Genomic DNA, 19,794 nt, shown 5'->3' with positions numbered 1-19,794 from the left:
CATAACGAAAGGTTTACAGAGAAAACCGGTCGGGTTAGGCAGGAAAAGCAAGAGTTGAATTAAGTTTATTAACTACGCAGAGTACAGTTAAAGTAACCGGTTTTCGAAATTACTTTTATTTAACGTCTGTACCCTGCATAGGTCGCCAACGCGCTTAATACCTCAGCATATTTTATCAGTCGAAGTCATAGTCCATTAATTCACGTCTTAATCGCTTTTCCTCCAGTTTGTCCTCTACCATTCGACGTGCGTCGCGTGGCGGCTGAGAGGTAGCTTCCTTCAGCACTTCAGTTGCAATTTGTGGAATACCCACATTATCAAAATCTAGGCGTCTTTCGTTAACGTGGCCGCTCATACGAAACTCCATAATCTTGATTAGAGAAAGCAAAAATTTCCTTATCGCACCGAGGGTGCAATTGCAGATTAGCCAGCTCAATCAATCGTGGTCAAGCAATAATTTATCAAGTGGAAATGCGGCTATCACAACGAAACCCTCCGACTAATCTCAAAGCAAATTCATCCGCAAAAACCGCCCTTTCAAAGTCAAAGTAGCGAAGAAAAAAGACAGATTTATGAAACTTTTTCGAAAATTTTAAGAAATGGGGATGGCGGGAATAGGAGTAACCGAGTGGCGCCAATGTTACCCTGAGTGACATACTGAGTTGGTACACTTTGACAGAAGGCGGAGCAAAAGGGAAAAGGATGACATGACAGAGTTGCTTTCACGGGCTAGAATAGCGCCCTTCCTCAGCAGTGGCCGTCAGCTACTTGCATCCGCCCCCGTCGGTTAACAGGATAAACCACGGACCTCCTAAGTCCGGACTGGTGGTTCGAGTCCACCCGGGGGCGCCACACATCATTAGGCGAATCAGTACACACACGCCTTCGCTGAGTGCATAAATAGCGCCAAGAATAACCCTGCCAACAGAACCCCACCCCAGAAGAGCCTGGTAGAGCGGCTAATCACTCTCCCCCGCTTAGCTTCATTTCTGACTGTCTTACTCATAATTCAAATCCATTTGCCTGTTTTTTACTCGCTCGCCGCAATATTACCCGAAACTATTTTGCCGGAGAAACTCCATCTCAGAATAGACAAAGCCCGGCCAAGCCGGGCTTCTGGATACATCACTACAAGTCCAGGCGAACGCTCCCTATTGATTGGTCCCGTTTGTGCCCGTACCTCCATTGCCATTGTTCATCTGAGTGCCATTCTGCATCTTTTTCTGCATCTTCATCATGTCCTTTTCTGCTTTGTCTTTCCTGTGATGCATTCCGATCTTATGCCACTCTTCTTTGAACTTGGCCCAAAAGGATTCATTAGGCGCCTTGGTGCAAGCAGTAATCACCATTGGTGTCACTTTCTCAGTGCCCTCGATATCCAGCATATCTCCCTCTTCTTTACCTTTCTGAGCGTAAGCGGCAGCCCAATAGACAGCCTTAGGCTTAAACTCATCATCGATAGCCAGGAAGTCCGCACAAGTCCAGTCTTTCGCCGGCTTCTTGGGATGGTTATCCGCGAAGGCAGCAGAAGCAGCAAGACTGGCAATTACCAAAGGAAGAATGTACTGCTTACTTTTCACAATTAGATCTCCAAAATATTCAGGGCTAACACCCTGTGAATCAATTGCAGGTAATGTGCAATCCGCTCGCTACCCACAGGCCTGGAAGAGCGGCCGACAAGTCACAAAAATGACCGCGACAAACAGCGAGGCAAGGAATAGCCCCGGATTCACCAGCCTTATGACAGCGGAAACGCAAGCCAAGCCGTTAAACTGACAAATACTTGGCCCATTGAAAGAATAGACGCACTTTTCATTTTTTGGGAAAAATCAAAAATACTTTCTTGCTTGCATACAAACTTTATTGTTCAAACACCTTCCATGCGAACAAAGCGGACTTTACCTATAGACACCTTTAGCTGTTAGCGCTCGTAATAGAGTTTGCTGCCTCCCATTTTTGACTTTGCCCGTCCTGCTTTAATAAAGAGAAACCTAACCAAATAAACCAGACTATTTGGGAAATACCGAATATTTCTGTAAAGATATCATCTGGATAGATAGTCGCAATTCCCGCCACACCTACTAGCACACCGATAAAGTTTAATGGTCGAGAAAAAAGCCCAACTTGCAATGCAGCAATGCTAATTAACAGAACCCAAAGTCCACCCACCAACTCATTGCCACCACCGAGACTTTCAACCATCAAGTATATTATTCCCCAGGTATCGAAAGCCTTCTGAACACTGACTTCCATAAGCCCCAAAGCATAGGCGAGACCTATATTTGCAATCATACCGCTCGCTATGACAAGCCCCACCCAGACTGCTCCAAACAAGGATGCCAATGCAGCTATCTCCCTCCTCTTACTTTTTAGCTTTTCATATATGTTAACTACCACACAGCCCAGCAAGATCGCAAAGACCAAGTACATAAGGGTATAGGCAATATTAAAAATCAGTTGGTTTTGCGCCAAGAACGTCATTTTTTCTATGGGGCTTCCACCTGATGGAAAAGACCAAAAAGCACCAAAGAATACAAAAGCACTAATATAAATTAATCCCATGCCAAACGCCGAGATACCAGCAACTCTATCCATAGCTCTCCCCCATCATCTTTGAACTCAATTCAATGCCCATAAATATCGCTTCAATTATGTAACCCAAGGAAGCCAAATTCGTAACACCCCACCCTGTCTAATCGGCAAGTAATCGCATAAATGAATATTCAGCAAGAGAAGAAAATCACAGTGCTTAAAAGAAGGTGCGCATTAATGCCATTTCTGACTAACGTTCATGTCAGGACCTATAGATGAATAGCTACATATCACTATTGCCAATTAACCCGAAGGAAATAATAGGATGGGGAGCAAGGAGGGAAAAATCTAAAGAACCCAGAGATCAGTGATCTCCATCAGGAGCCGATTTACTTAAAAATCAGCTCACTGTCAGCTCTAACGGTAGAGTGTCGTATTCAGTCGCCAAGCCGATACTTACGGGCCACAACCTCAAACTGACGAATATAAATGGCTTGGGCTGGCTTATAGGGCGGCAGCCACTGATCGGGCCCTTTATCTCCCTTACTGCGATTGTGGCCATCATCAACCAGCCACAAATTTGCAGGGTCTTCTGCAAAAGCTCTACGCTGCTCCCGGCTCCAGCCAGCACCACCGTACTTGTGAGCCCAGGATAGGGGTACTATATGCTCCACATCCAGGTCCGAGGCTTTTTCAAAAAACTGTCCCGTATAGGGGTCCATCCACAAACCTAAAACCACTGTGCAGCTCTTCTCATTGCTGAAGGCAACAGGAGCCAAAGAAAGCCGGATCAATAGCTCCTGGCGAGTATTCTGGCAATCACCATCGACATCAGACCACCGTGGCAACCACTCACTGCGATCATAAGATTGAGGGGTTATTTCATAACACCCGCTGAGGGTCAACATGGACACTATTAAAAAAGACTTGAGTCGCATAAAGCTAAACTGCGGCTAATTACTGCTTGGGGAGTATTTTGATTACAGCCTTGAGCTTCGTCAAGAAGCTAATCCATTTTGGCATGAATACAAATCAGTACGCATGTGCTGTATCTACCTATCCCAAGGAATGAATATCATTAAGCTAACATACGACTGAAAAAATTTAGATGGTTAAGAAATCGGCATGTAGTAACAATAGCTATCCCCTATACTGTATAAAAGGTCGAGAGCCATTACAACAAGGATATAAGAGGCAGAGTGGCGCTACTTGCCAGCTTAGGGAATGGACACAACTTTATTGTCCCAACCCACTTTAGGAATGGCTCATTCAACAAGTTACCATTCCAGCTCTATTGGTTTAATGATGGGATATTCATTGTAGATGCCGATACTGAATATAAGCATCTTATAGGGAAAAAACTCATTTCTGTAGCCAACCAGCCGATAGATGCGGTAATGAAAAAATTTCCACTGCAAATGCCCGCGATAATGAAATGCAACAATACTGGCTGGGGCCTTATTATCTGGCCTTACCGGAGGTTCTTGAGGGTTTAGACATAGTAGAACGTGCATCAGAGATCCCACTAACTCTGGAAGAAAAATCAGGAATCAAAGAGCAAGTAGTTCTATCAGGAAAACCTTTCAACTTTACAGGGTTTCCAACCTTACCTGCACCTAATAATAGCGACAACTTACTTTACCTAAAGAACAAGAAAGAAAACTATTGGCTTGAATACAACTCTGACAGTGATTTCCTATATTTACAATTTAATAGAGTCGCACAAGATAAGTCACACCCACTGGACGTATTCAGCAAAGGGATCACAGCATTCACTAAGGGTAGAAAAATAAAAAATCTTGTTCTAGATTTGCGTCACAACAATGGCGGCAATGGTTCTATTATTCCTCCTCTGACAAGATCGTTAATTCATTTTTCATAAAATAGCGAAGAGAATAATCTATTTGTGATTGTTGGACGGAATACCTTCTTCGCTGCACATTTGTTACCTGCAGACCTCGATCGTTTGACTGACATCATCATTGTAGGTGAACCAAGTGGGAGCAGACCCAACCATTTAGGTGAAGCGGGATGGTTTAAACTTCCATATAGCGGTGTCTGGGGGATCATTTCATCTCAATACCATCAAGCATCAAAGGCCGAAGATCATCGCATATGGATTGCACCACATGTTCCTATGACACTCTCCTCTGAAGAATATTTCGCAGGAGAAGATCCCGCAATAAATCATATAACTAGAGTAATCAGCCACACACAAATGGAAAAGTAGCAAAGTGCTCATTAGAATCAGCTAGCATAGCTGTAATCTAGGATCTTAGGGTAAATTATAAAAGGCGACGAGCCAATATGGCTTTAACTTGGGTTGTTATAGGTTCATTTCTCCAGCTATCATTTTCCAGCTTTCTTTTTATGATGGCTACATTCGCTGTAGGCGGTGTAAATAATAGAGGAAATTTATCAAAGATCTCATCATTGATACTTGCGGCTTCCCTTTATTTATTACCTTTAACTAGCATACTTGCTGCCGGCATTGTTATATACCAATACAACCATGGAGGGGGCGCCTCCTCTTATTGGTGGCATTTTATGCCTGTTGCGGCGGCTGCTTCATATATTATTTATATAAACTCACTGTGGGGAAAATAGCGCAACATGAAAGAAATCATTAGGAGCTTCGTCCATGAGTAAATGCCTACTTTTTGATAACGATGGCACCTTAGTCGATAGCGAACATCTCTCTAGTATTGGCTTAGCTATGATGTTCGAAAATTACGGAATAAAACTAGATGCTGATGAATTGGTCATAAGATTTAGGGGTTGGAAACTGACAAGCATTCTATCTCTATTAGAAGAAGAGAATAACATCAAACTGAAAAGCCATTTTGTTGCAGCTTATCGCGATATAGTCACAAAACTCTTTACCAGGGAGTTAAAACCTGTTGAGGGTATAGTAGACGCTCTTGAGGCACTTGATGGTGAGAAAGCGGTTGTATCTAGCGGCCCCCTGCAAAAAATCAAGCATGCATTAAATATATGTGGGCTATCTAAGTATTTCATAAATAATTTATTCAGTTCATATGAAGTAGGTATATGGAAGCCTGATCCAGGCATATACCTACATGCCGCCAAAAGTATGGGCTACCGCCCTGAAAACTGCTCCGTTATAGATGATGGACTAGTGGGAGTTAAGGCTGGCGTAGAAGCAGGCATGAAAACTTACTTTTTTAATCGCTTTAATGAGGAATCTAATACCGTTGGCGTAGTGCCCTTTCAGGCGATGAAAGAGTTACCAAAACTAATAGGTAACTAATCCCCCAAGAACACTATGTCTTTAATCTATTAGCATCATTTATTCACTTCCACTACTTCTACCAGTCATCATGGGCGCTACAGGAAAGATGAGTCCCGACAAGCAATATCTGTTTAGTTCTTTGCGCATGGGAGGTACAATTTAGCCGCTAACAATAGTGCATAATATAGGCAGAAAGCCTATCACCCCATACCCAATAGGATCTCGGTTTCACACGATGCCTTTAGCGCTTGCCCCTGCATCTCTCCTCACAAAATCTACATCTGGCTACAGTAAGAATGTTCTCAAAGTTATTTAAAAAGAGTAAACCACGAGTCTATCTGGATAAAATGATTGTCGTCTCACAGGATGAATTTAGCAAGATTGGTGCTTGGGGGGCTTTTAAGGGCGAAGATTTAGAGGAGGGCATTCGTCATAGACTGCTAGAAGTTTTCTCCTTACCACATATATCTAGTCGAATAGAACCTAAATCCAATGATTTAGCACTAGAGGTTGTAGTCTTAAAAGTAAGAGCCGGTGAGTTTGACACTGCGTACTTTGGCGAAATTGGTGCTATACCTGTATTCTGGCGACCAAAGATTGAAGTTGCAGCTCGACTCTATTACACCGATTCCAATAAAACACACTCCTCTTATAAGGCTCGGGAAAAAATGCCATGGAGAGAATATTTCTCAAAGGTATTCAGCCTAAGAGGAATGCTCAGGTATAGGCCTGTTTTTGGAGCAAAAGAGCTAGAGCCTATTCTCTATAGAGCATGTGAAAAGCTGCTTACCAGTATGGTAAAATCAGTATCAAATGCTATAAATTTAGGCAATCCGATTCCACTTATAGCCTTAATTTTTTCCTGCGATAGAGATATCGAAGCAGCCAGGACTTTTTAGGGTTATCGAGAGAGTGATTTTTAAGTATAAGCAGATAAGCTACTAGACTGGAGGGGCTTATCAAATCCATACCCTCTTACTACAATTTGCCAACAAAGCTAAAAAAACCCGCTTGCAACATGGAGTAATAATTAGGTACGAGTTGTCATCCGTGCTGTACTAAATTTATACCTGACGATATCCTTAACTTTCTGGTAATTCTAATATGTTCAAAATCAAAGAAGCCACCACTGTTATTCTAGTTACCTTCCTGATAGGGTGCTCCGCGGATAGTCCAAAGGATCCCAAACCCACCACACCGGTCGGTTCAGACAAGGATGCCCACGGGTGTATCAACTCAGCGGGCTACCTTTGGTGTAGTAAAACTAAAGAATGTGAGCGGCCATGGGAGCTTGCAGAGAAGGCTGGCTTTACGAACACTCCCGACAATTTTGATGAGTATTGCGATAATAAATAGGGTCTCTCCTAGTGGCCTCCTCCAACTATGGGAGCAAGCTAGCGATAGGTAAGACCATAGATGCGCAAGGCTGAAGAACGAAAGCTTCAAAAATAAAAAAGCCCGGCACTAGCCGGGCTTTTAGAAAATGGCGGTGAGGGAGGGATTCGAACCCTCGATGCCTTTCGACATACACACTTTCCAGGCGTGCTCCTTCGACCACTCGGACACCTCACCAAATTGTCACCCTCTGCAAGGACAGTCCGCCTCTCGACGAGTCTCTCTTCAAAAAATCTGCAAGGAAATCAGTAAGATAGCTACTGTAGCTTTGAGAGAATGCGCACTTTACCCAAATGTTTGAGAAAGTTCCAGTGAAATCTGAGGAGAATGAGCTTCGCATCTTCTCTTGGGTACAGATCCAAAGCTCCAGGATAGATTTCATGCGAGTTGTACACACTCGTACAATGACGACAGTCCAAAATTTGAACACTGCAAACAAGTCAAGGAATGATGGTGCTAGGCGGCAAATAAAGGCAAGAAAGGTGAAAGAGGCCTGGTGCAATCAGCAGAGGCGGCAGAACAAACCTATATCCAGCTCGATATCTCCTACAAATGACTGCTAGTGCCTTTTCATAGTCTATGTGTGTCTAAAATTTACATCAGGAAAGTGCTCTAAAACAATACTCCTACCCGATTGCAGGTCAAAAAGCACTACGTAGAATGAACATAGATAACCCAATTAGGACCTTAAAATCTATCTGCTTGAAAAGCCACATATAGGATTCATAGCTTGCTCTGCATGCTGCCAAGATAAGAGGATTACCTGAGAGAGATAGCCCGGCTCGGTGGAGTGGGGCCACCTAGGCAATTTTCTCTCGAAACGCCCAGAGGTTCGCCAAGTAAATCATCATAGCGCCCTATCCTGGATCGAGCCTCCCAAGCTCAAAGGAAGACTGAGGCAAAGGGGCGCCCCAGCCTGCTGATAATCAAAAGCTTAGTCAGCACTTTTTGTGAAATACAGACTGTCTTTTACCCGAGCTCCAGTACCTGGGTTAGTTACATACCAAGTTAACTCGTAATCTCCAGCCTCAAACCACTCTGGTATAGTTAGATAATTTCGAGGGTAGTCCTTTACCTCAGAATAATTCAACACGACATCCCGTGATTTATGAATGGGATAACTATCCCCATTAGGAAACTTGAGCACACTCCATTGTTCAAGTGTAACCAACGATTGCGTAGAGTCTAAATTACGAATACCCGCATCATAATTAACTCTTCCCCCGTAGGAAGGAACTGAAAAATCGGTAGGTTCGTCAAGCACAATCGCCAACTGAGTGTCAGAGACATCACCTTCTACAACCAGTTCAAAATCCCAGAAATCTACATAACCACCAGACACACTAAACTTAAATTTGCCCTCCCCATCGAGATAATTTTCTGCCAGGACACTAGTTTCATTCCCGCAGAAATTAATGGTTTTTTGCAGCTGTGGTACGGGATTGGGGTTTTCTGGTGTTGGGGCATCTATGCCCACAGCAAGCTGCTGCGCAACAGACTCAAATCTAGGGAAATTAAAAGGTCCTGCAGGTTCACTTTCCGCCTTATAAAATGCCGCGCCAGCTTCGCCATTCTTAACTTTTGTATTGATACAAACTTTCTCAATGGTATCGAATTTATAACCAATATCTAAATCCACCTCGTATTCAATTCCATCTTCCATCCTGAAGGGAAATGGCTCACCTAGGTCTATTTTTGTACTGATTGTATCTGCACAAACCAATGTCGTTGCGCAGATTAAAGTAATACCAGCTATAGAATTTTTCAACACATTCCTGTGCAAAGAATAGTTTGCATTCAACTTTTTCAAAATCACAATCCATTTAATACTTTATGAGTTACAACAATACTTCGAACAGCTTTTAGAACCACTTCCTGAGAAGACAAGGCTCACATTATAATAATCCATATTTATCATTGATCTTCTTTAGATCAAAAATAAGATAAATACTATTTTTGAGTTATAGACCATCAGGTTAACTGAACTAAAACTGCCCAATTTATTGTATTTCAACTCTCCCTACCTCCACAAAAATTTTTGCTTTACATGCGTCCCAAGTAAAAATTGTCAAAGATAACACTTATTCAAACACTCCTGCCAAATCGTTGATCGACCTCTCAATAAAATTCATTAAAGTAATCGCTCACTTGGCAAGATACCATCCTGATACGTAATTCTAATAATCAAGCATCAGTAATAACCATTGCCGACACCGAGCTATACACCACAAGACCTTCCCGACCTCTACAATACATCCCAATATACATACAGCAGTCCCATCAATAACATTCTTGGTCAGACTTGCATTAGTAGTTAATATCTTAATTATCACAGAAACCGTGCCATATAATTTCTGGTCGTATCATTCCACACACTGTTTTGGATCTCTATCAAAATAAAAACGCACAGCCGACTGATCTTCAGAACTAGCAAACCCTGTTTTTTTGATTAATGGTTTCTCGCTAAATAATGTCGATGTTGTGGTCGCCATCGATAGCATAGACAAACTACCAAGAATCAAGAGATTGTAAACATCAAAAGTAGAAAAGAATAACTAAAAATTAATTGCTAAACAGGAGTCAACTTTCTAGGGTAATTCGGCCCAGAAAAACATACTGCGTAATTATGAATGGTTTTAAACTTAGAAAATATCAAAAATGCAGATGTAATCTAAAAGTAATGACAGCGAATTAAATTTGCAGTAAAAACTCTCGCGAATAAAAAAGGCATTTTTATACCACCCTTTTATCGAATAATTCATCGACTATAAGTGCAGTAGTAATTGCGCCGATCCTTAGAGTGAGATATTCACCCTTGGCAAAACCCAAAAAAGTCTCAGGGTTGACGACTGGAATTGCCACAAAGATAGAGAGGAATCAAGTGGGGGCAGAAACAAAAAAGCCCGGCATAAGCCGGGCTTTTAGTAGATGGCGGTGAGGGAGGGATTCGAACCCTCGATGCCTTTCGACATACACACTTTCCAGGCGTGCTCCTTCGACCACTCGGACACCTCACCAAATTGTCACCCTCTGTGAGGGTAATCCGCCTTCTGGCGATCTCTCTCTTCAGTGAAATCTTCAAGGAAATCAGGAAGATAGCTGCTGTGTCGTCGAGAGAGCGCGCACTTTACCCAAATGTTCCCAGTTGTGCAAGCACTAAAGTGAAAAAAGTCTCCCTGACTTTAAAAACGGAGCTTCACACGGGTGTTATTTAGGCAAGCCGCCACAAGTAACGACAGTCATACGCTCCTTCAAACATCCCCCCTTCGACTGTCACTGGTTGGGGGGGCATAAGGCAACAACCTTCTTCTCCAGCCTCTAGAAGAACACCGACTAGCATCACTTTCCCGGCCGCAGCTCATCCCTCTAAGCAGCCATAGAGGAAGGGCTTATCTTATGATGACAATACCTCCCTTACCTTCAACCAATATTGGACAGGTTGCTATCGAAACAACTCCTGTCTCGAGACTAGCTTGCTGGGTAGTCAGTAATCGCTATCTCTATAAACCCTATTGTGTATGCCGCTTAGTAGCCTGTTCGACCTAACTCCGCGGAAACCGGGAGGCCGTGGGATTCAAGGTACGGTAATATCACTTGAAACAACAACGAGAAAAGTATCACTTGCATACACAGTTTTTTCGCATTCTGTTCCTCGGAGGAGTAAACTGCGCTGCTGGGGTCACAGCGTGGCTATACGGCGAATGGGGAAATCGGAGCCAACCTGTCGCCAACGCGCAAGGCGTTCACTTTCTGCTCAAACGGACAAAGAACAACACAAATGCAGGACCAGCTTGAGGAGAGCACGGGGCGGAACATCAACCCTCGCTACTCCACCTATTTCCGCACCCTGATTTTATTTGCCGCAGCCGGCACCCTGGCGTATGCGGTGAATTGGGCGGCGCCTTGGCAATTAGACAAGCTGGTTATACTAGGATCTGCGGCTTTTATCCTTGCTTATACCGCCCTAGCCCAATTTATTCTCTACAAAGCCGGCGACAAGATAGCGCTAAAAACCCGACGCTGCCTTTCCTTTCTGGATACAGTACTGATAGGCATCACCATCTCCCTGGCAGACTTCACCATGCTGCCCTCGCTGCTTTTGGTCACCATGGTTCAGCTGAACGCACTTACTGGTGGCGGTGGTGGTCGCACCTGGTTTGAGCATAATACGGGTTTGCTGGTTGGTGTGGCCATTGGTTACCTGATGCACGAGCCATCCCTGCTGGTCAGTGCTGACCTCACCATCAGCACCGTGAGCCTCATCTGTATCCTGGCCTACCTCTGCGCTTACGCCTTTTTTACCCATCGCCAGATTAGCCAGTTGAAAGAAGCGAATCACTCCCTGATGGTTGAACAGCGAGTTAGCAAGGTTCGCTCCTACAAGCTTTCCAAATACCTGCCACAGAAGCTGTGGCGCTCTGTCACTACCGGGGATGAAGAAGCCCTGGTGGCCCAACGTAAACTCCTAACCGTTTTCTTCTCAGATATTAAGGATTTCAGCCAGCTCACCGAAGAGCTGGAGGCGGAAACCTTTACTCAACTTCTCAACAACTACCTATCGGAGATGGCGCGTATAGCCGGGCAATATGGCGGCACTATCGATAAGTTTATCGGCGATGCAGTGATGGTTGTTTTCGGAGATGACGAGAGTAAGGGACCGAAATCAGACGCGTTGCGCTGCGTCGCTATGGCCCTTGCCATGCGCAAACGTGTGCGTGAAATGAAGCAGGAATGGTACAACAAGGGCATTTCGCGCCCGCTCCAGGTCCGTATGGGCATTAATACTGGCTATTGCACAGTTGGTATTTTTGGCACCGCCAACTACCAGTCCTACACGGTGATGGGTACCCACGTTAATCTTGCCTCGCGCTTGGAGGGCGCTGCCCAACCGGGAGAAATCCTGATCAGCCACGAGACCTGGGCCATGATCAAACATACGGTAATGTGTAGAGACAAAGGGCACATTACCGTAAAAGGTATCAGTACTCCGGTTAAGGTTTACCAGGTTACCGACCTGCGTAAGAACCTGGGTGGCCAGCAGAGCTACCTGGAGGAACATGCCCCCGGATTCTCAATGCATTTAGACCTGGATAAGATCCGAAATTACGATAAGGAAAAGGTCTTACAGTCCCTGCAAAAAGCAGCATCCAACCTGAAAAGTAAAGTCATTATTTAACCATATAAAAAAGTGCGTAGGCGCAACACTCTACATAGTAGTATGCATACGCACCGCCAGGTTCCCCATAATCCAGACTGTACCCAGTACAATAATCAAAAGAATTAAGCTAGAAAAAAGAATTAACGCCAGGTTATCCCTGCGGTCCCGCTGGGTTGTTACGTTCAAGAAATATTTCAATTGCACTGCCAGCTGCGCAACCCCTAGTAACGCAACCAGAAGTAAGACACTTTTATGCTCACGTCCGATCGTGAGCACTGCGGCAAAAGCAGCCAGGGTGAGAACAACTGACAGAATATAGCCTGTGATATATAACCGCAGGTGTTGAGCAAAAGTTGGTTCCTTAGCCATAAACCCACCCACCGAAATAAACTACGGAAAAAATTCCGATCCAGATCAAGTCAAGAAAATGCCAAAACAATGCCAGCCGCAGGAATCGCAGTTTAACGACGTCGCACAATCCCATAGTGAAGACTTGAACGATCAAGACGATCATCCACAAGCAGCCAAAAGTCACATGAAGACCGTGTAAGGGTACTAGACCAAAAAAGGCTGACAGGTAGCCACTGCGCTGCGGTACTCCACCTTTTTCTGCCATAACTGAAAAATCATAGAGTTCCAGCCCCAGGAAGCCCATTCCCAACAGCAGGGTAATCACTACCCAAAAGAGAAAGCTGGCGCGACTGCGCTCATGTTTAACCATTACCGTGGCAATGCCAACCGTCAGGCTACTGGTGAGAAGAAACATGGTCTGGGCGAACAGGCTGCCGAAATCAAAAAGCTCCTTCGGGCCCGGTCCCCCAGCAGTGGCACCCACCATGGTGATATAAATCGCAAATACCACCCCAAAGAAAATCAGGTCACTCATCATAAACACCCAGAAACCAAAGATCACCATATCGGGATCTCTATGGATGGCTTCATGGGGATTACTTGCGCTGAGCGGATTTTTCGGTGATGAGATGGGGTTCATTTAAAGCTCCAGCTTCGCAAGGCCGACATTTCGCGGGGAGTCTTCCAGGTCCCGACCAACGGGCTCACTCTTCTCAACCAGAGCCAACCAGGCTTCCGTATCCTTTTCCAATTGACTGGCAGGAATAATATATTCTGTTTCCTTGCGGAAAGTAGACACAATTACTGCAACCAGCATGGTTAACGCAGAAATCAGTGCGAGCCACCAGATATACCAGACCAGGGCAAACATTAAAATTCCACTGACGACGCACAAAATAAATCCGAGGGGATTATTTTTAGGGAGCTCAATATCTCGATAGACTTTAGGTCTCTTGTAGGCTTCACCGTGTTCCTTGGCCTCAGTGAATGCATCCCGATCGGTAACTTTCGGTATTTCAACAAAGTTATAAGCCGGTACAGGAGCAGGAGAGTTCCACTCCAGGGAGCGGCCATCCCAGGGATCGCCAACGGGAACCCGGGTTTTATTCCTGTCTCTTATGCTCACTAAAAATTGAATAATCAATGTAATCAAAGCAGCCAGAACAATCATCGCACCGATAAAGGCGACAACCATAAACGGCTTGAAAGTGAGGTCGCCATAGCTAAATGATCGCCTTGGCATCCCCAGTAAACCAGCACCATAGAGCGGGAAAAATGTCACCATAAACCCTGCAAACCAGAGATAAGCTGATCGTTTACCCCATTTATCATTAAGCCGGAAGCCAAATGCTTTGGGGAACCAGTAGTTGTATCCGGCCAAAATCCCAAACAGTACGCCGGGGATCAATACATTGTGGAAATGAGCCACCAGGAACAAGGTATTATGTACCTGAAAATCAACAGTGGGGTTAGCCAGTATTACACCGGAAAGACCGCCTATCACAAACAGAATTAAAAAGCCGATGGCGTAAACCATTGGAGTGGTGAAGCGTATTCGACCGCGATACATCGTCGCCATCCAATCGTAAACTTTCACCCCGGTCGGCACCGCAATCAGCATAGTCGCAATACCAAAGGCAATATTGATCGTCGGACTCTGCCCCATGGTAAAAAAGTGATGCAACCATACAGTAAAGGACAGGATCGCTATACACATGGTGGCAATTACCAGGGACTTATAGCCGTACAGGGTTTTTGCAGAATAGGTGGAAAAAACCTCTGAAAAAATACCATAGGCAGGCAGTACCAACAGATAGACCTCAGGATGACCAAAAAGCCAAAATAAATTGGCATAGTTCATCATATTCCCGCCGAGATCATTGGTGAAGAAGTGGAAATCCAGGTAGCGATCTAATCCCAACATTATAGCGGCGACACTGAGGGGCGGCATCGCAAAAATCATTAGGATGGAGGCACAAAGTACGGTCCAGCAAAACAGCGGCATACGAAACAGGTGCATACCCGGGCCACGGCATTTATACACTGTGACGGTAAAATTAATCCCCGTTAATGTTGTCCCTGCTCCAGAAAATACAATGGCCCATATCCAGTAATCCGGCCCGACCCCAGGACTAAAATCCGCGCCTGTATAAGGTGGGTACGCCGACCATCCACCGGTGGAAAATTGCCCCACTACCAGTGAGACCATCAGTAAAACCCCCGAGGAAACAGTCACCGCCAGGCTGATCTGGTTGAGCACAGGAAAGGCCACATCGCGGGCGCCAATTTGAAGCGGCATGGCAAAGTTAATAAGCCCTACCAGAAAAGGAACCGCCACAAAAAACACCATAATAGTGCCGTGTGTACTGAACAGCTGGGCAAAGTGATCCGCATAGAGAAAGCCGTCCGGCGCAGCTGCCTGCTGGGCTCGCATTACCATGCCTTCCAGCAACCCCCGAACCAACATCACAATCGCAAAGGCGATGTACATAATGCCGATTCTCTTATGGTCGGTACTGGTCAACCAATCCCGCCAGAGGGTCCCCCAAACCTTAAACCAGGTCAGTAGAGCCAGGATTGCCACAGCCGCCAGGATCACAATCGATCCAGCTACACTGGCAACCGCCTCACTCACCGAGGGACTCTCGAGAAATCCACTGAATACCAGGGAGTCCCAATTGAGCTTGCCCAGCCAACCGTAATCCAAATTATTCATGGCTGTGCTCCCTCGACATCATCTTCACCTTGTCCAAACTTCCTGGTTCCGGGCTGCTCCTCGATACTCAGCGGTTTACCGGAGTGATAGCGCATCACTATTTCGTGGAAAAGCTCTGTATCCGGCAAATTAAAATACAGTGTATTCTCCGGCATCTGACTGTTTCCCAAGGCCTTGTAAGCTTGCTTTTTAGTATTTCTCTGTGCCAGGCGATTGTAGTTTTCAGTATTAAGGAGAATCCCTCCCGTTCGCACTTTTTGTACCCAGGCTTCAAAATCTTCATCAGTCACAACTTTGACTGCAAAATTCTGGTCTACAAAACCATCGCCGGTATATTGGGTATTCTCCCCTCTTGTATCGCCGGTTTGCGTGCCTATAAAGTTGAGTTTTGTAGTCATCCCCGGCATCACATAAATCTGCCCAGCCAGTGCAGAAATAAAGAACGACTGCATTACCGTGTCACTGGTCAATATCATTGAGACTGGGGTGTGTACTGGTACAACCAGTTCACCTACAGTCGCAATATCCAGTTCCGGATAAATAAATAACCATTTCCAATCCAATCCGACCACTTGCACTTTGACCGAAGGAACCACCCCCTGTATTTCTTTGTAAGGATCTAACCGAGCGGTTGCCCGCCAGAGCATCACTGACAGTACAATAATGACTAGAAAAGGAACGCCCCACATAATCACTTCCAGTGGGCCATAGGTCTCCCACTTAGGTGCGTAAAATCCATGGCCTTTCTTTCTCCGGTACTTAATCAGAATCACCGGAACCAGGATAAAAACGGGAAGAACAGCGACCATGGTAAGTGCCATAGCCCAGAAGAAGTGTACTTTCTGCTCTTCCGCCACCGGGCCCAGTGGCATCAGAAAGGTTTCAGAAGCCAGGGCTAAATGGGGGATTAATAAAATGGAGAGGAGAACTGGCAGGATATATAGCCTTCGCAGAGCGTGTACATCAACACGTCTCCGCCAAGTCACATGTGTTCGCAAAAAAACCACAAGGGCTTTTACATTCCAATCCATGGTAAAGCCTACCGACAAAAGTAATTAGCCGTCACCTATTCCAGCTAACACTTAGAATTCCATTTCGAACCGTTACACGCGTACATTTCGGTGAGCCCATCAACGGTTTGTCTCACCAGAATAGCTGAATACAAAACTTCAATTGGCCTGGAGAGGACTTAGATAAAATTAACAGTCGAAAGAAGACTATAAAACGCCGTTACCAGACATAGTTCGAATCATCACCTCTACAAAATCGCGCAAATCCCTCTCATTGGGGTGCCGTAATTCATCTCCGGAATACTTGTATAAAAAAGTATCCGACTGAACTGACCAATACACCTCGTCACTGGGTGCCGAATATAAGCGCGTCTCCACAACCGCAACCTGGGCGTTGCGAATATTAGGGTTGATCCGCTTTAGCGCCAATAACTGGGTTACCAGCAAAGTATCAAACCCTCTTTCCCTGAGTAGCGGCCTGATTTCCCCCATTGAAGGGACACCCATCATTCCTCCTAGCGCAGTCCAGGCATGGGCATCAATGCCTGTATCCTGAAGCTGCATAACCCATTCCTGCTCTACCCTGCCTCCCACTATCGGCCTGGGTACAAGGGTGTATGCGAGAACCAGGGTTTTTCCCAAGTTCTGAGCACCAATATATGGTGACTGCCAAACCCGTGTCACCACTGTACTGTCCGAAGTCCAACCCAATAAAAGAGAAATTAATGAAAGTCGACATATAAGCCAGATCAGCCGCAATCCGAATTTCTTCACTCGCCCGCTTTCCATGGAACAACACACCTCTCTTTAAGTACGCCTCTTCGCTTCCTTCATTAAAAAGTCATTCGCGTTGTAAATTGTGTACGTACCAGAGACCCCCTATCTCCATCTTTATCTTTGCGAGCACCATAGAGAACTTCAATGCCTGTTAGCCAGCGGGGAAAAGGTAGCCAGACAATATTAATACTTCGATATTGGGTAGCTTTGTAGGCATCGCCCGGCTGAAAATCCAGGTTGTCCTGTCGTACCCTGCCATAGGTCGCGACTGTATAAAGGCACGGCGTCCACCAATGCTGGTAACCCAGGTACCAGCCCGTAGTATTTAGTGCCTCTACTGAGTTGTCCAAAAAATCATAGGCTGCATCTGGCGGCGCATCATTGAGTAGACCGCTATATCCCGCACCGAGCGAAAGGGAGTAGTAAAGGACATCCTTGGAAAGAACGCCGGGCATATTAAAAGTGCCACTGAGGTTTAATCCCCATCCGGTAGTTGACACCGCCGAGTCCGGGTCACCACTCGCGCGCAAATCCCTTAATACTAATCCTGCCTGCACCTGAGACTTGGGCAATTCCGACTCCAGCACAAAAACCGCATCGGGCCAGCGGGCAACTTCATCTGCATCCTCAAAGATTTGTGAATCCGGCGCCTCAATAGCTACCTTAAAGTGATATTGCGAACCGTATTTTCTGTGCCAGCGTACCATTGAATGGCGAAGACCAAACGCAGAGTTCGGCCCCTGGAAATCCAAGGTATTGGGAACTGCCTCTAGATCGGCAAATGTTGACCAGTCCTGCCCAACCAGAATACTCCCCCCCCACAGAGCATTACTGACTTCCCCATAAGCTTTGCGCATACGAGGGTTGGGAGTAGTCACACTAGAATCCTGAAGGAAGTCCATAGAAATCAAAGTTTTGAATTCACGCCCCTGCCAGTGTTGTCTCGTCTCAAAAATCAACCGGGAAGTCTGTACAGTAAACTCCGTTTGCCCATCTGCACCCTCTGCGGCCGTTTTATCGAAAGTTACAATATCGGCGGGAACGAATTGAGCGGGACTGATAATTGCATCGGTATCGTAATTAGCGTCCAGTTCTGCAAAACCGCTAAGCTTCGCCTTCATGGTGGTTCCCAGCAGGGGGATTGAGCCCGACCACTCCGTTGACGCATTCGCAATCACATCCTCGATATCACTGGGATCATTTACCGCTTGATCAGAGTGGGCCCGTGGAGGAGGCAGTGAGCCCGGTGGAATTTCCTGGCGAATCTCTTCAATCTGCTGCTGTAAATCATCCAGCTCTTCCTTGCTCACCGGTGCTTCGACAGGCTGCACGGGAATAACTTCAAGAGTGGGGCGGGGCTGTGGTGCTTGGCGCATCTGTTCAATCTGTCGGCGCAGGGCTTCAAGGTCTGCCTGTTGTCGCTGAATCTGGGCCTGCTGCTCTTCCAGTTGACGCTGTTGGGCCTCAATCACCCGTACCAGTTCATCAGCTTTTACATATACGTCTGCGAAGGAATACTGGGAGAAAAAAAGAGGGGTTAAACCGATCACTACGGCAGGGATTACTGGGGACTGCGTATTGATCTCCATCGGTCAGCCTCAACTCCACCTCCTGTAGGGCGGCCAACACAACTTCACTGTCGGTTCCCCCGGCCTATCTGGAAAGCTTAGCTTAAGGGACAACAACGCCAACCCAAGTGGGTACCGATGAGTAAATGGAAATCAGGAACAGCGCCACCGAAAAAGCCCGGTAGCGCTTCAGAAAGGAAATTACTGACGGGCGAAGCGCGGAGGGAGACGCTTCTCGATGCGAGTTGATCTCAGTGGATTAATATCCAGGCCACCCCGCCTCGTATAGCGGGCACACACCGTTAACTCGGTAAACTCCGCTAGTTTTTGCAAATCACAAAAAATACGTTCAACACAGTGTTCGTGAAAATCCTGGTGCTCACGAAAAGAGATAATGTAAGCCAGTAGCGCTTCTCTTTTCAGCGCCGGCCCCTTGTACTCCACAACCACTGTAGCCCAATCCGGCTGACCCGTTACCGGGCAGTTACTGCGCAGCAAGTGGCTGTAGAGAATCTCACTGACATCCTCCTCACCATCGCCGAGGGCCAGGAGTGCCGGGGCCGGTTCATATTGATTCACTTCTATATCGAGATGATCGAGGCAGTAACCTTCTGGCTTCTCCACCGCCAATGCTGCATCTTCCACATCCATCAACACGACACCAACATTCATTCCCGCCGCCGCGCTCAGGTCACGTACCAGGGCGTCCTGCACCAACCTCCAGGATTCAAACCTGCTCTGATTGAAGGAGTTCAAATACAACTTAAAGGACTTGGACTCCACCATGCAGGGGCTTTCCGCAGGAAAACTAAAGCGAGCCACTGCGACCTGTGGCTTGCCTCTGGGATTGAGCCAGGAGAGTTCGAACCCCCACCACTCATCCTCTCCAAAGAAAGGCAGTGCACCGGCAGAGAGACCCAGCTGGGCGCGAGATACCGAGCGCTGGATTGGATGGAGCAACTCGGGGTTATAAGTGGATTCGTAAGTGGTCTCCTGCCCAAGAGGGAGGTTCTGCCAATCTTCTCTAGTCATAA

Annotated in this window: 18 protein-coding genes and 3 tRNA genes; 7 read left to right on the top strand and 14 right to left on the bottom strand. The window is 46.0% G+C overall.

The genetic code is table 11. The features are described 5' to 3' along the window. Positions 1 to 175: 175 nt before the first annotated feature. On the bottom strand, positions 176 to 355 hold the full coding sequence (locus BTJ40_RS07990) for a PA3496 family putative envelope integrity protein (protein ID WP_108735213.1): 180 nt from the start codon (positions 353 to 355) through the stop codon (positions 176 to 178). 421 nt (positions 356 to 776) lie between these two features. Here BTJ40_RS07990 and BTJ40_RS07985 point away from each other — a divergent pair. Further along, positions 777 to 852: transfer RNA gene (locus tag BTJ40_RS07985), tRNA-Arg, on the top strand. A gap of 299 nt (positions 853 to 1,151) precedes the next feature. Here the strand turns inward: BTJ40_RS07985 and hdeA are convergent. The 3 genes from hdeA to BTJ40_RS07970 all read right to left on the bottom strand — a co-directional run bounded on the left by hdeA (position 1,152) and on the right by BTJ40_RS07970 (position 3,440). Continuing rightward, positions 1,152 to 1,580 (bottom strand): acid-activated periplasmic chaperone HdeA, encoded by a 429-nt coding sequence (gene hdeA, locus BTJ40_RS07980; RefSeq protein ID WP_202862871.1) that lies wholly within the window; start codon positions 1,578 to 1,580, stop codon positions 1,152 to 1,154. A 334-nt stretch (positions 1,581 to 1,914) separates the two neighbouring features. Then, on the bottom strand, positions 1,915 to 2,595 hold the full coding sequence (locus BTJ40_RS07975) for a hypothetical protein (protein WP_108732586.1): 681 nt from the start codon (positions 2,593 to 2,595) through the stop codon (positions 1,915 to 1,917). Between the two features lie 374 nt (positions 2,596 to 2,969). Further along, a complete protein-coding gene (locus BTJ40_RS07970; RefSeq protein ID WP_238152163.1) occupies positions 2,970 to 3,440 on the bottom strand; it encodes an HNH endonuclease family protein in 471 nt (156 codons plus the stop codon). 527 nt (positions 3,441 to 3,967) lie between these two features. On the opposite strand from BTJ40_RS07970, the gene BTJ40_RS22260 reads away from it, so the two are divergent. From BTJ40_RS22260 to BTJ40_RS07945, 5 genes are all read left to right on the top strand, one after another. Next, a complete protein-coding gene (locus BTJ40_RS22260) occupies positions 3,968 to 4,414 on the top strand; it encodes a S41 family peptidase (RefSeq protein ID WP_157953966.1) in 447 nt (148 codons plus the stop codon). Positions 4,415 to 4,438: 24 nt separating this feature from the next. Further along, the gene (locus BTJ40_RS07960; RefSeq protein ID WP_108732583.1) at positions 4,439 to 4,762 is read left to right on the top strand and encodes a hypothetical protein; all 324 of its coding nucleotides are present in this window, start codon (positions 4,439 to 4,441) and stop codon (positions 4,760 to 4,762) included. Positions 4,763 to 4,839: 77 nt separating this feature from the next. Beyond that, on the top strand, positions 4,840 to 5,139 hold the full coding sequence (locus BTJ40_RS07955) for a hypothetical protein (protein WP_108732582.1): 300 nt from the start codon (positions 4,840 to 4,842) through the stop codon (positions 5,137 to 5,139). Between the two features lie 34 nt (positions 5,140 to 5,173). Beyond that, positions 5,174 to 5,803: an HAD-IA family hydrolase gene (locus BTJ40_RS07950; protein ID WP_108732581.1), complete on the top strand. Its 630-nt coding sequence runs from the start codon at positions 5,174 to 5,176 to the stop codon at positions 5,801 to 5,803. A gap of 278 nt (positions 5,804 to 6,081) precedes the next feature. Further along, positions 6,082 to 6,684: a hypothetical protein gene (locus BTJ40_RS07945; protein WP_108732580.1), complete on the top strand. Its 603-nt coding sequence runs from the start codon at positions 6,082 to 6,084 to the stop codon at positions 6,682 to 6,684. A gap of 585 nt (positions 6,685 to 7,269) precedes the next feature. Here the strand turns inward: BTJ40_RS07945 and BTJ40_RS07935 are convergent. The 3 genes from BTJ40_RS07935 to BTJ40_RS07925 all read right to left on the bottom strand — a co-directional run bounded on the left by BTJ40_RS07935 (position 7,270) and on the right by BTJ40_RS07925 (position 10,197). Then, a tRNA-Ser gene (locus tag BTJ40_RS07935) sits at positions 7,270 to 7,357 on the bottom strand. A 757-nt stretch (positions 7,358 to 8,114) separates the two neighbouring features. Continuing rightward, a complete protein-coding gene (locus tag BTJ40_RS07930) occupies positions 8,115 to 8,990 on the bottom strand; it encodes a hypothetical protein (protein ID WP_238152162.1) in 876 nt (291 codons plus the stop codon). 1,119 nt (positions 8,991 to 10,109) lie between these two features. Next, positions 10,110 to 10,197 (bottom strand) — tRNA-Ser (locus BTJ40_RS07925). A gap of 761 nt (positions 10,198 to 10,958) precedes the next feature. Between BTJ40_RS07925 and BTJ40_RS07920 the strand changes: the two genes are divergently transcribed. Then, entirely contained in the window at positions 10,959 to 12,356 is a 1,398-nt protein-coding gene (locus tag BTJ40_RS07920) for an adenylate/guanylate cyclase domain-containing protein (protein ID WP_108732578.1), read from the top strand. A 30-nt stretch (positions 12,357 to 12,386) separates the two neighbouring features. Here BTJ40_RS07920 and cyoD read toward each other — a convergent pair whose 3' ends face one another. The 7 genes from cyoD to queF form a co-directional block, all read right to left on the bottom strand. After that, the gene (gene cyoD, locus BTJ40_RS07915) at positions 12,387 to 12,707 is read right to left on the bottom strand and encodes a cytochrome o ubiquinol oxidase subunit IV (protein WP_108732577.1); all 321 of its coding nucleotides are present in this window, start codon (positions 12,705 to 12,707) and stop codon (positions 12,387 to 12,389) included. Further along, positions 12,700 to 13,329 carry a cytochrome c oxidase subunit 3 gene (locus BTJ40_RS07910; protein ID WP_108732576.1) on the bottom strand — a complete coding sequence of 210 codons (630 nt, stop codon included), beginning with the start codon at positions 13,327 to 13,329 and terminating at the stop codon, positions 12,700 to 12,702. Before BTJ40_RS07910 ends, cyoD begins: the two co-directional genes overlap by 8 nt. Further along, positions 13,330 to 15,405: a cbb3-type cytochrome c oxidase subunit I gene (locus tag BTJ40_RS07905; protein ID WP_108732575.1), complete on the bottom strand. Its 2,076-nt coding sequence runs from the start codon at positions 15,403 to 15,405 to the stop codon at positions 13,330 to 13,332. It abuts the gene before it with no gap. Then, complete coding sequence (locus tag BTJ40_RS07900; RefSeq protein ID WP_202862870.1) at positions 15,402 to 16,436, bottom strand: cytochrome c oxidase subunit II; 1,035 nt, start codon at positions 16,434 to 16,436, stop codon at positions 15,402 to 15,404. The genes BTJ40_RS07905 and BTJ40_RS07900 overlap by 4 nt, the downstream gene beginning before the upstream one ends. 186 nt (positions 16,437 to 16,622) lie before the next feature. Then, positions 16,623 to 17,204: a hypothetical protein gene (locus BTJ40_RS07895; RefSeq protein ID WP_108732574.1), complete on the bottom strand. Its 582-nt coding sequence runs from the start codon at positions 17,202 to 17,204 to the stop codon at positions 16,623 to 16,625. A gap of 44 nt (positions 17,205 to 17,248) precedes the next feature. After that, positions 17,249 to 18,781, bottom strand: a complete 1,533-nt coding sequence (locus BTJ40_RS07890) for a DcaP family trimeric outer membrane transporter (RefSeq protein ID WP_108732573.1) — start codon at positions 18,779 to 18,781, stop codon at positions 17,249 to 17,251. A gap of 180 nt (positions 18,782 to 18,961) precedes the next feature. After that, positions 18,962 to 19,792: an NADPH-dependent 7-cyano-7-deazaguanine reductase QueF gene (queF, locus tag BTJ40_RS07885; protein ID WP_108732572.1), complete on the bottom strand. Its 831-nt coding sequence runs from the start codon at positions 19,790 to 19,792 to the stop codon at positions 18,962 to 18,964. Positions 19,793 to 19,794: the final 2 nt, after the last annotated feature.

Source organism: Microbulbifer sp. A4B17 (assembly GCF_003076275.1).
Classification (GTDB): domain Bacteria; phylum Pseudomonadota; class Gammaproteobacteria; order Pseudomonadales; family Cellvibrionaceae; genus Microbulbifer.
The sequence above is the reverse complement of the archived record's forward strand: the minus strand, read 5'-3'. Positions and strand labels throughout refer to the sequence as shown.

Excerpts from the sequence above, each read along its gene's own strand:
- BTJ40_RS07970 (WP_238152163.1), bottom strand. The coding sequence starts at position 3,440 with ATGTTGACCCTCAGCGGGTGTTATGAAATAACCCCTCAATCTTATGAT.
- BTJ40_RS07890 (WP_108732573.1), bottom strand. The coding sequence starts at position 18,781 with ATGGAGATCAATACGCAGTCCCCAGTAATCCCTGCCGTAGTGATCGGT.
- cyoD (WP_108732577.1), bottom strand. The coding sequence starts at position 12,707 with ATGGCTAAGGAACCAACTTTTGCTCAACACCTGCGGTTATATATCACA.
- BTJ40_RS07900 (WP_202862870.1), bottom strand. The coding sequence starts at position 16,436 with ATGGATTGGAATGTAAAAGCCCTTGTGGTTTTTTTGCGAACACATGTG.
- BTJ40_RS07945 (WP_108732580.1), top strand. The coding sequence starts at position 6,082 with ATGTTCTCAAAGTTATTTAAAAAGAGTAAACCACGAGTCTATCTGGAT.
- queF (WP_108732572.1), bottom strand. The coding sequence starts at position 19,792 with ATGACTAGAGAAGATTGGCAGAACCTCCCTCTTGGGCAGGAGACCACT.
- BTJ40_RS07955 (WP_108732582.1), top strand. The coding sequence starts at position 4,840 with ATGGCTTTAACTTGGGTTGTTATAGGTTCATTTCTCCAGCTATCATTT.
- BTJ40_RS07895 (WP_108732574.1), bottom strand. The coding sequence starts at position 17,204 with ATGGAAAGCGGGCGAGTGAAGAAATTCGGATTGCGGCTGATCTGGCTT.
- BTJ40_RS07905 (WP_108732575.1), bottom strand. The coding sequence starts at position 15,405 with ATGAATAATTTGGATTACGGTTGGCTGGGCAAGCTCAATTGGGACTCC.
- BTJ40_RS07990 (WP_108735213.1), bottom strand. The coding sequence starts at position 355 with ATGAGCGGCCACGTTAACGAAAGACGCCTAGATTTTGATAATGTGGGT.
- BTJ40_RS07950 (WP_108732581.1), top strand. The coding sequence starts at position 5,174 with ATGAGTAAATGCCTACTTTTTGATAACGATGGCACCTTAGTCGATAGC.
- BTJ40_RS07910 (WP_108732576.1), bottom strand. The coding sequence starts at position 13,329 with ATGAACCCCATCTCATCACCGAAAAATCCGCTCAGCGCAAGTAATCCC.
- BTJ40_RS07975 (WP_108732586.1), bottom strand. The coding sequence starts at position 2,595 with ATGGATAGAGTTGCTGGTATCTCGGCGTTTGGCATGGGATTAATTTAT.
- BTJ40_RS07920 (WP_108732578.1), top strand. The coding sequence starts at position 10,959 with ATGCAGGACCAGCTTGAGGAGAGCACGGGGCGGAACATCAACCCTCGC.
- BTJ40_RS22260 (WP_157953966.1), top strand. The coding sequence starts at position 3,968 with ATGCAACAATACTGGCTGGGGCCTTATTATCTGGCCTTACCGGAGGTT.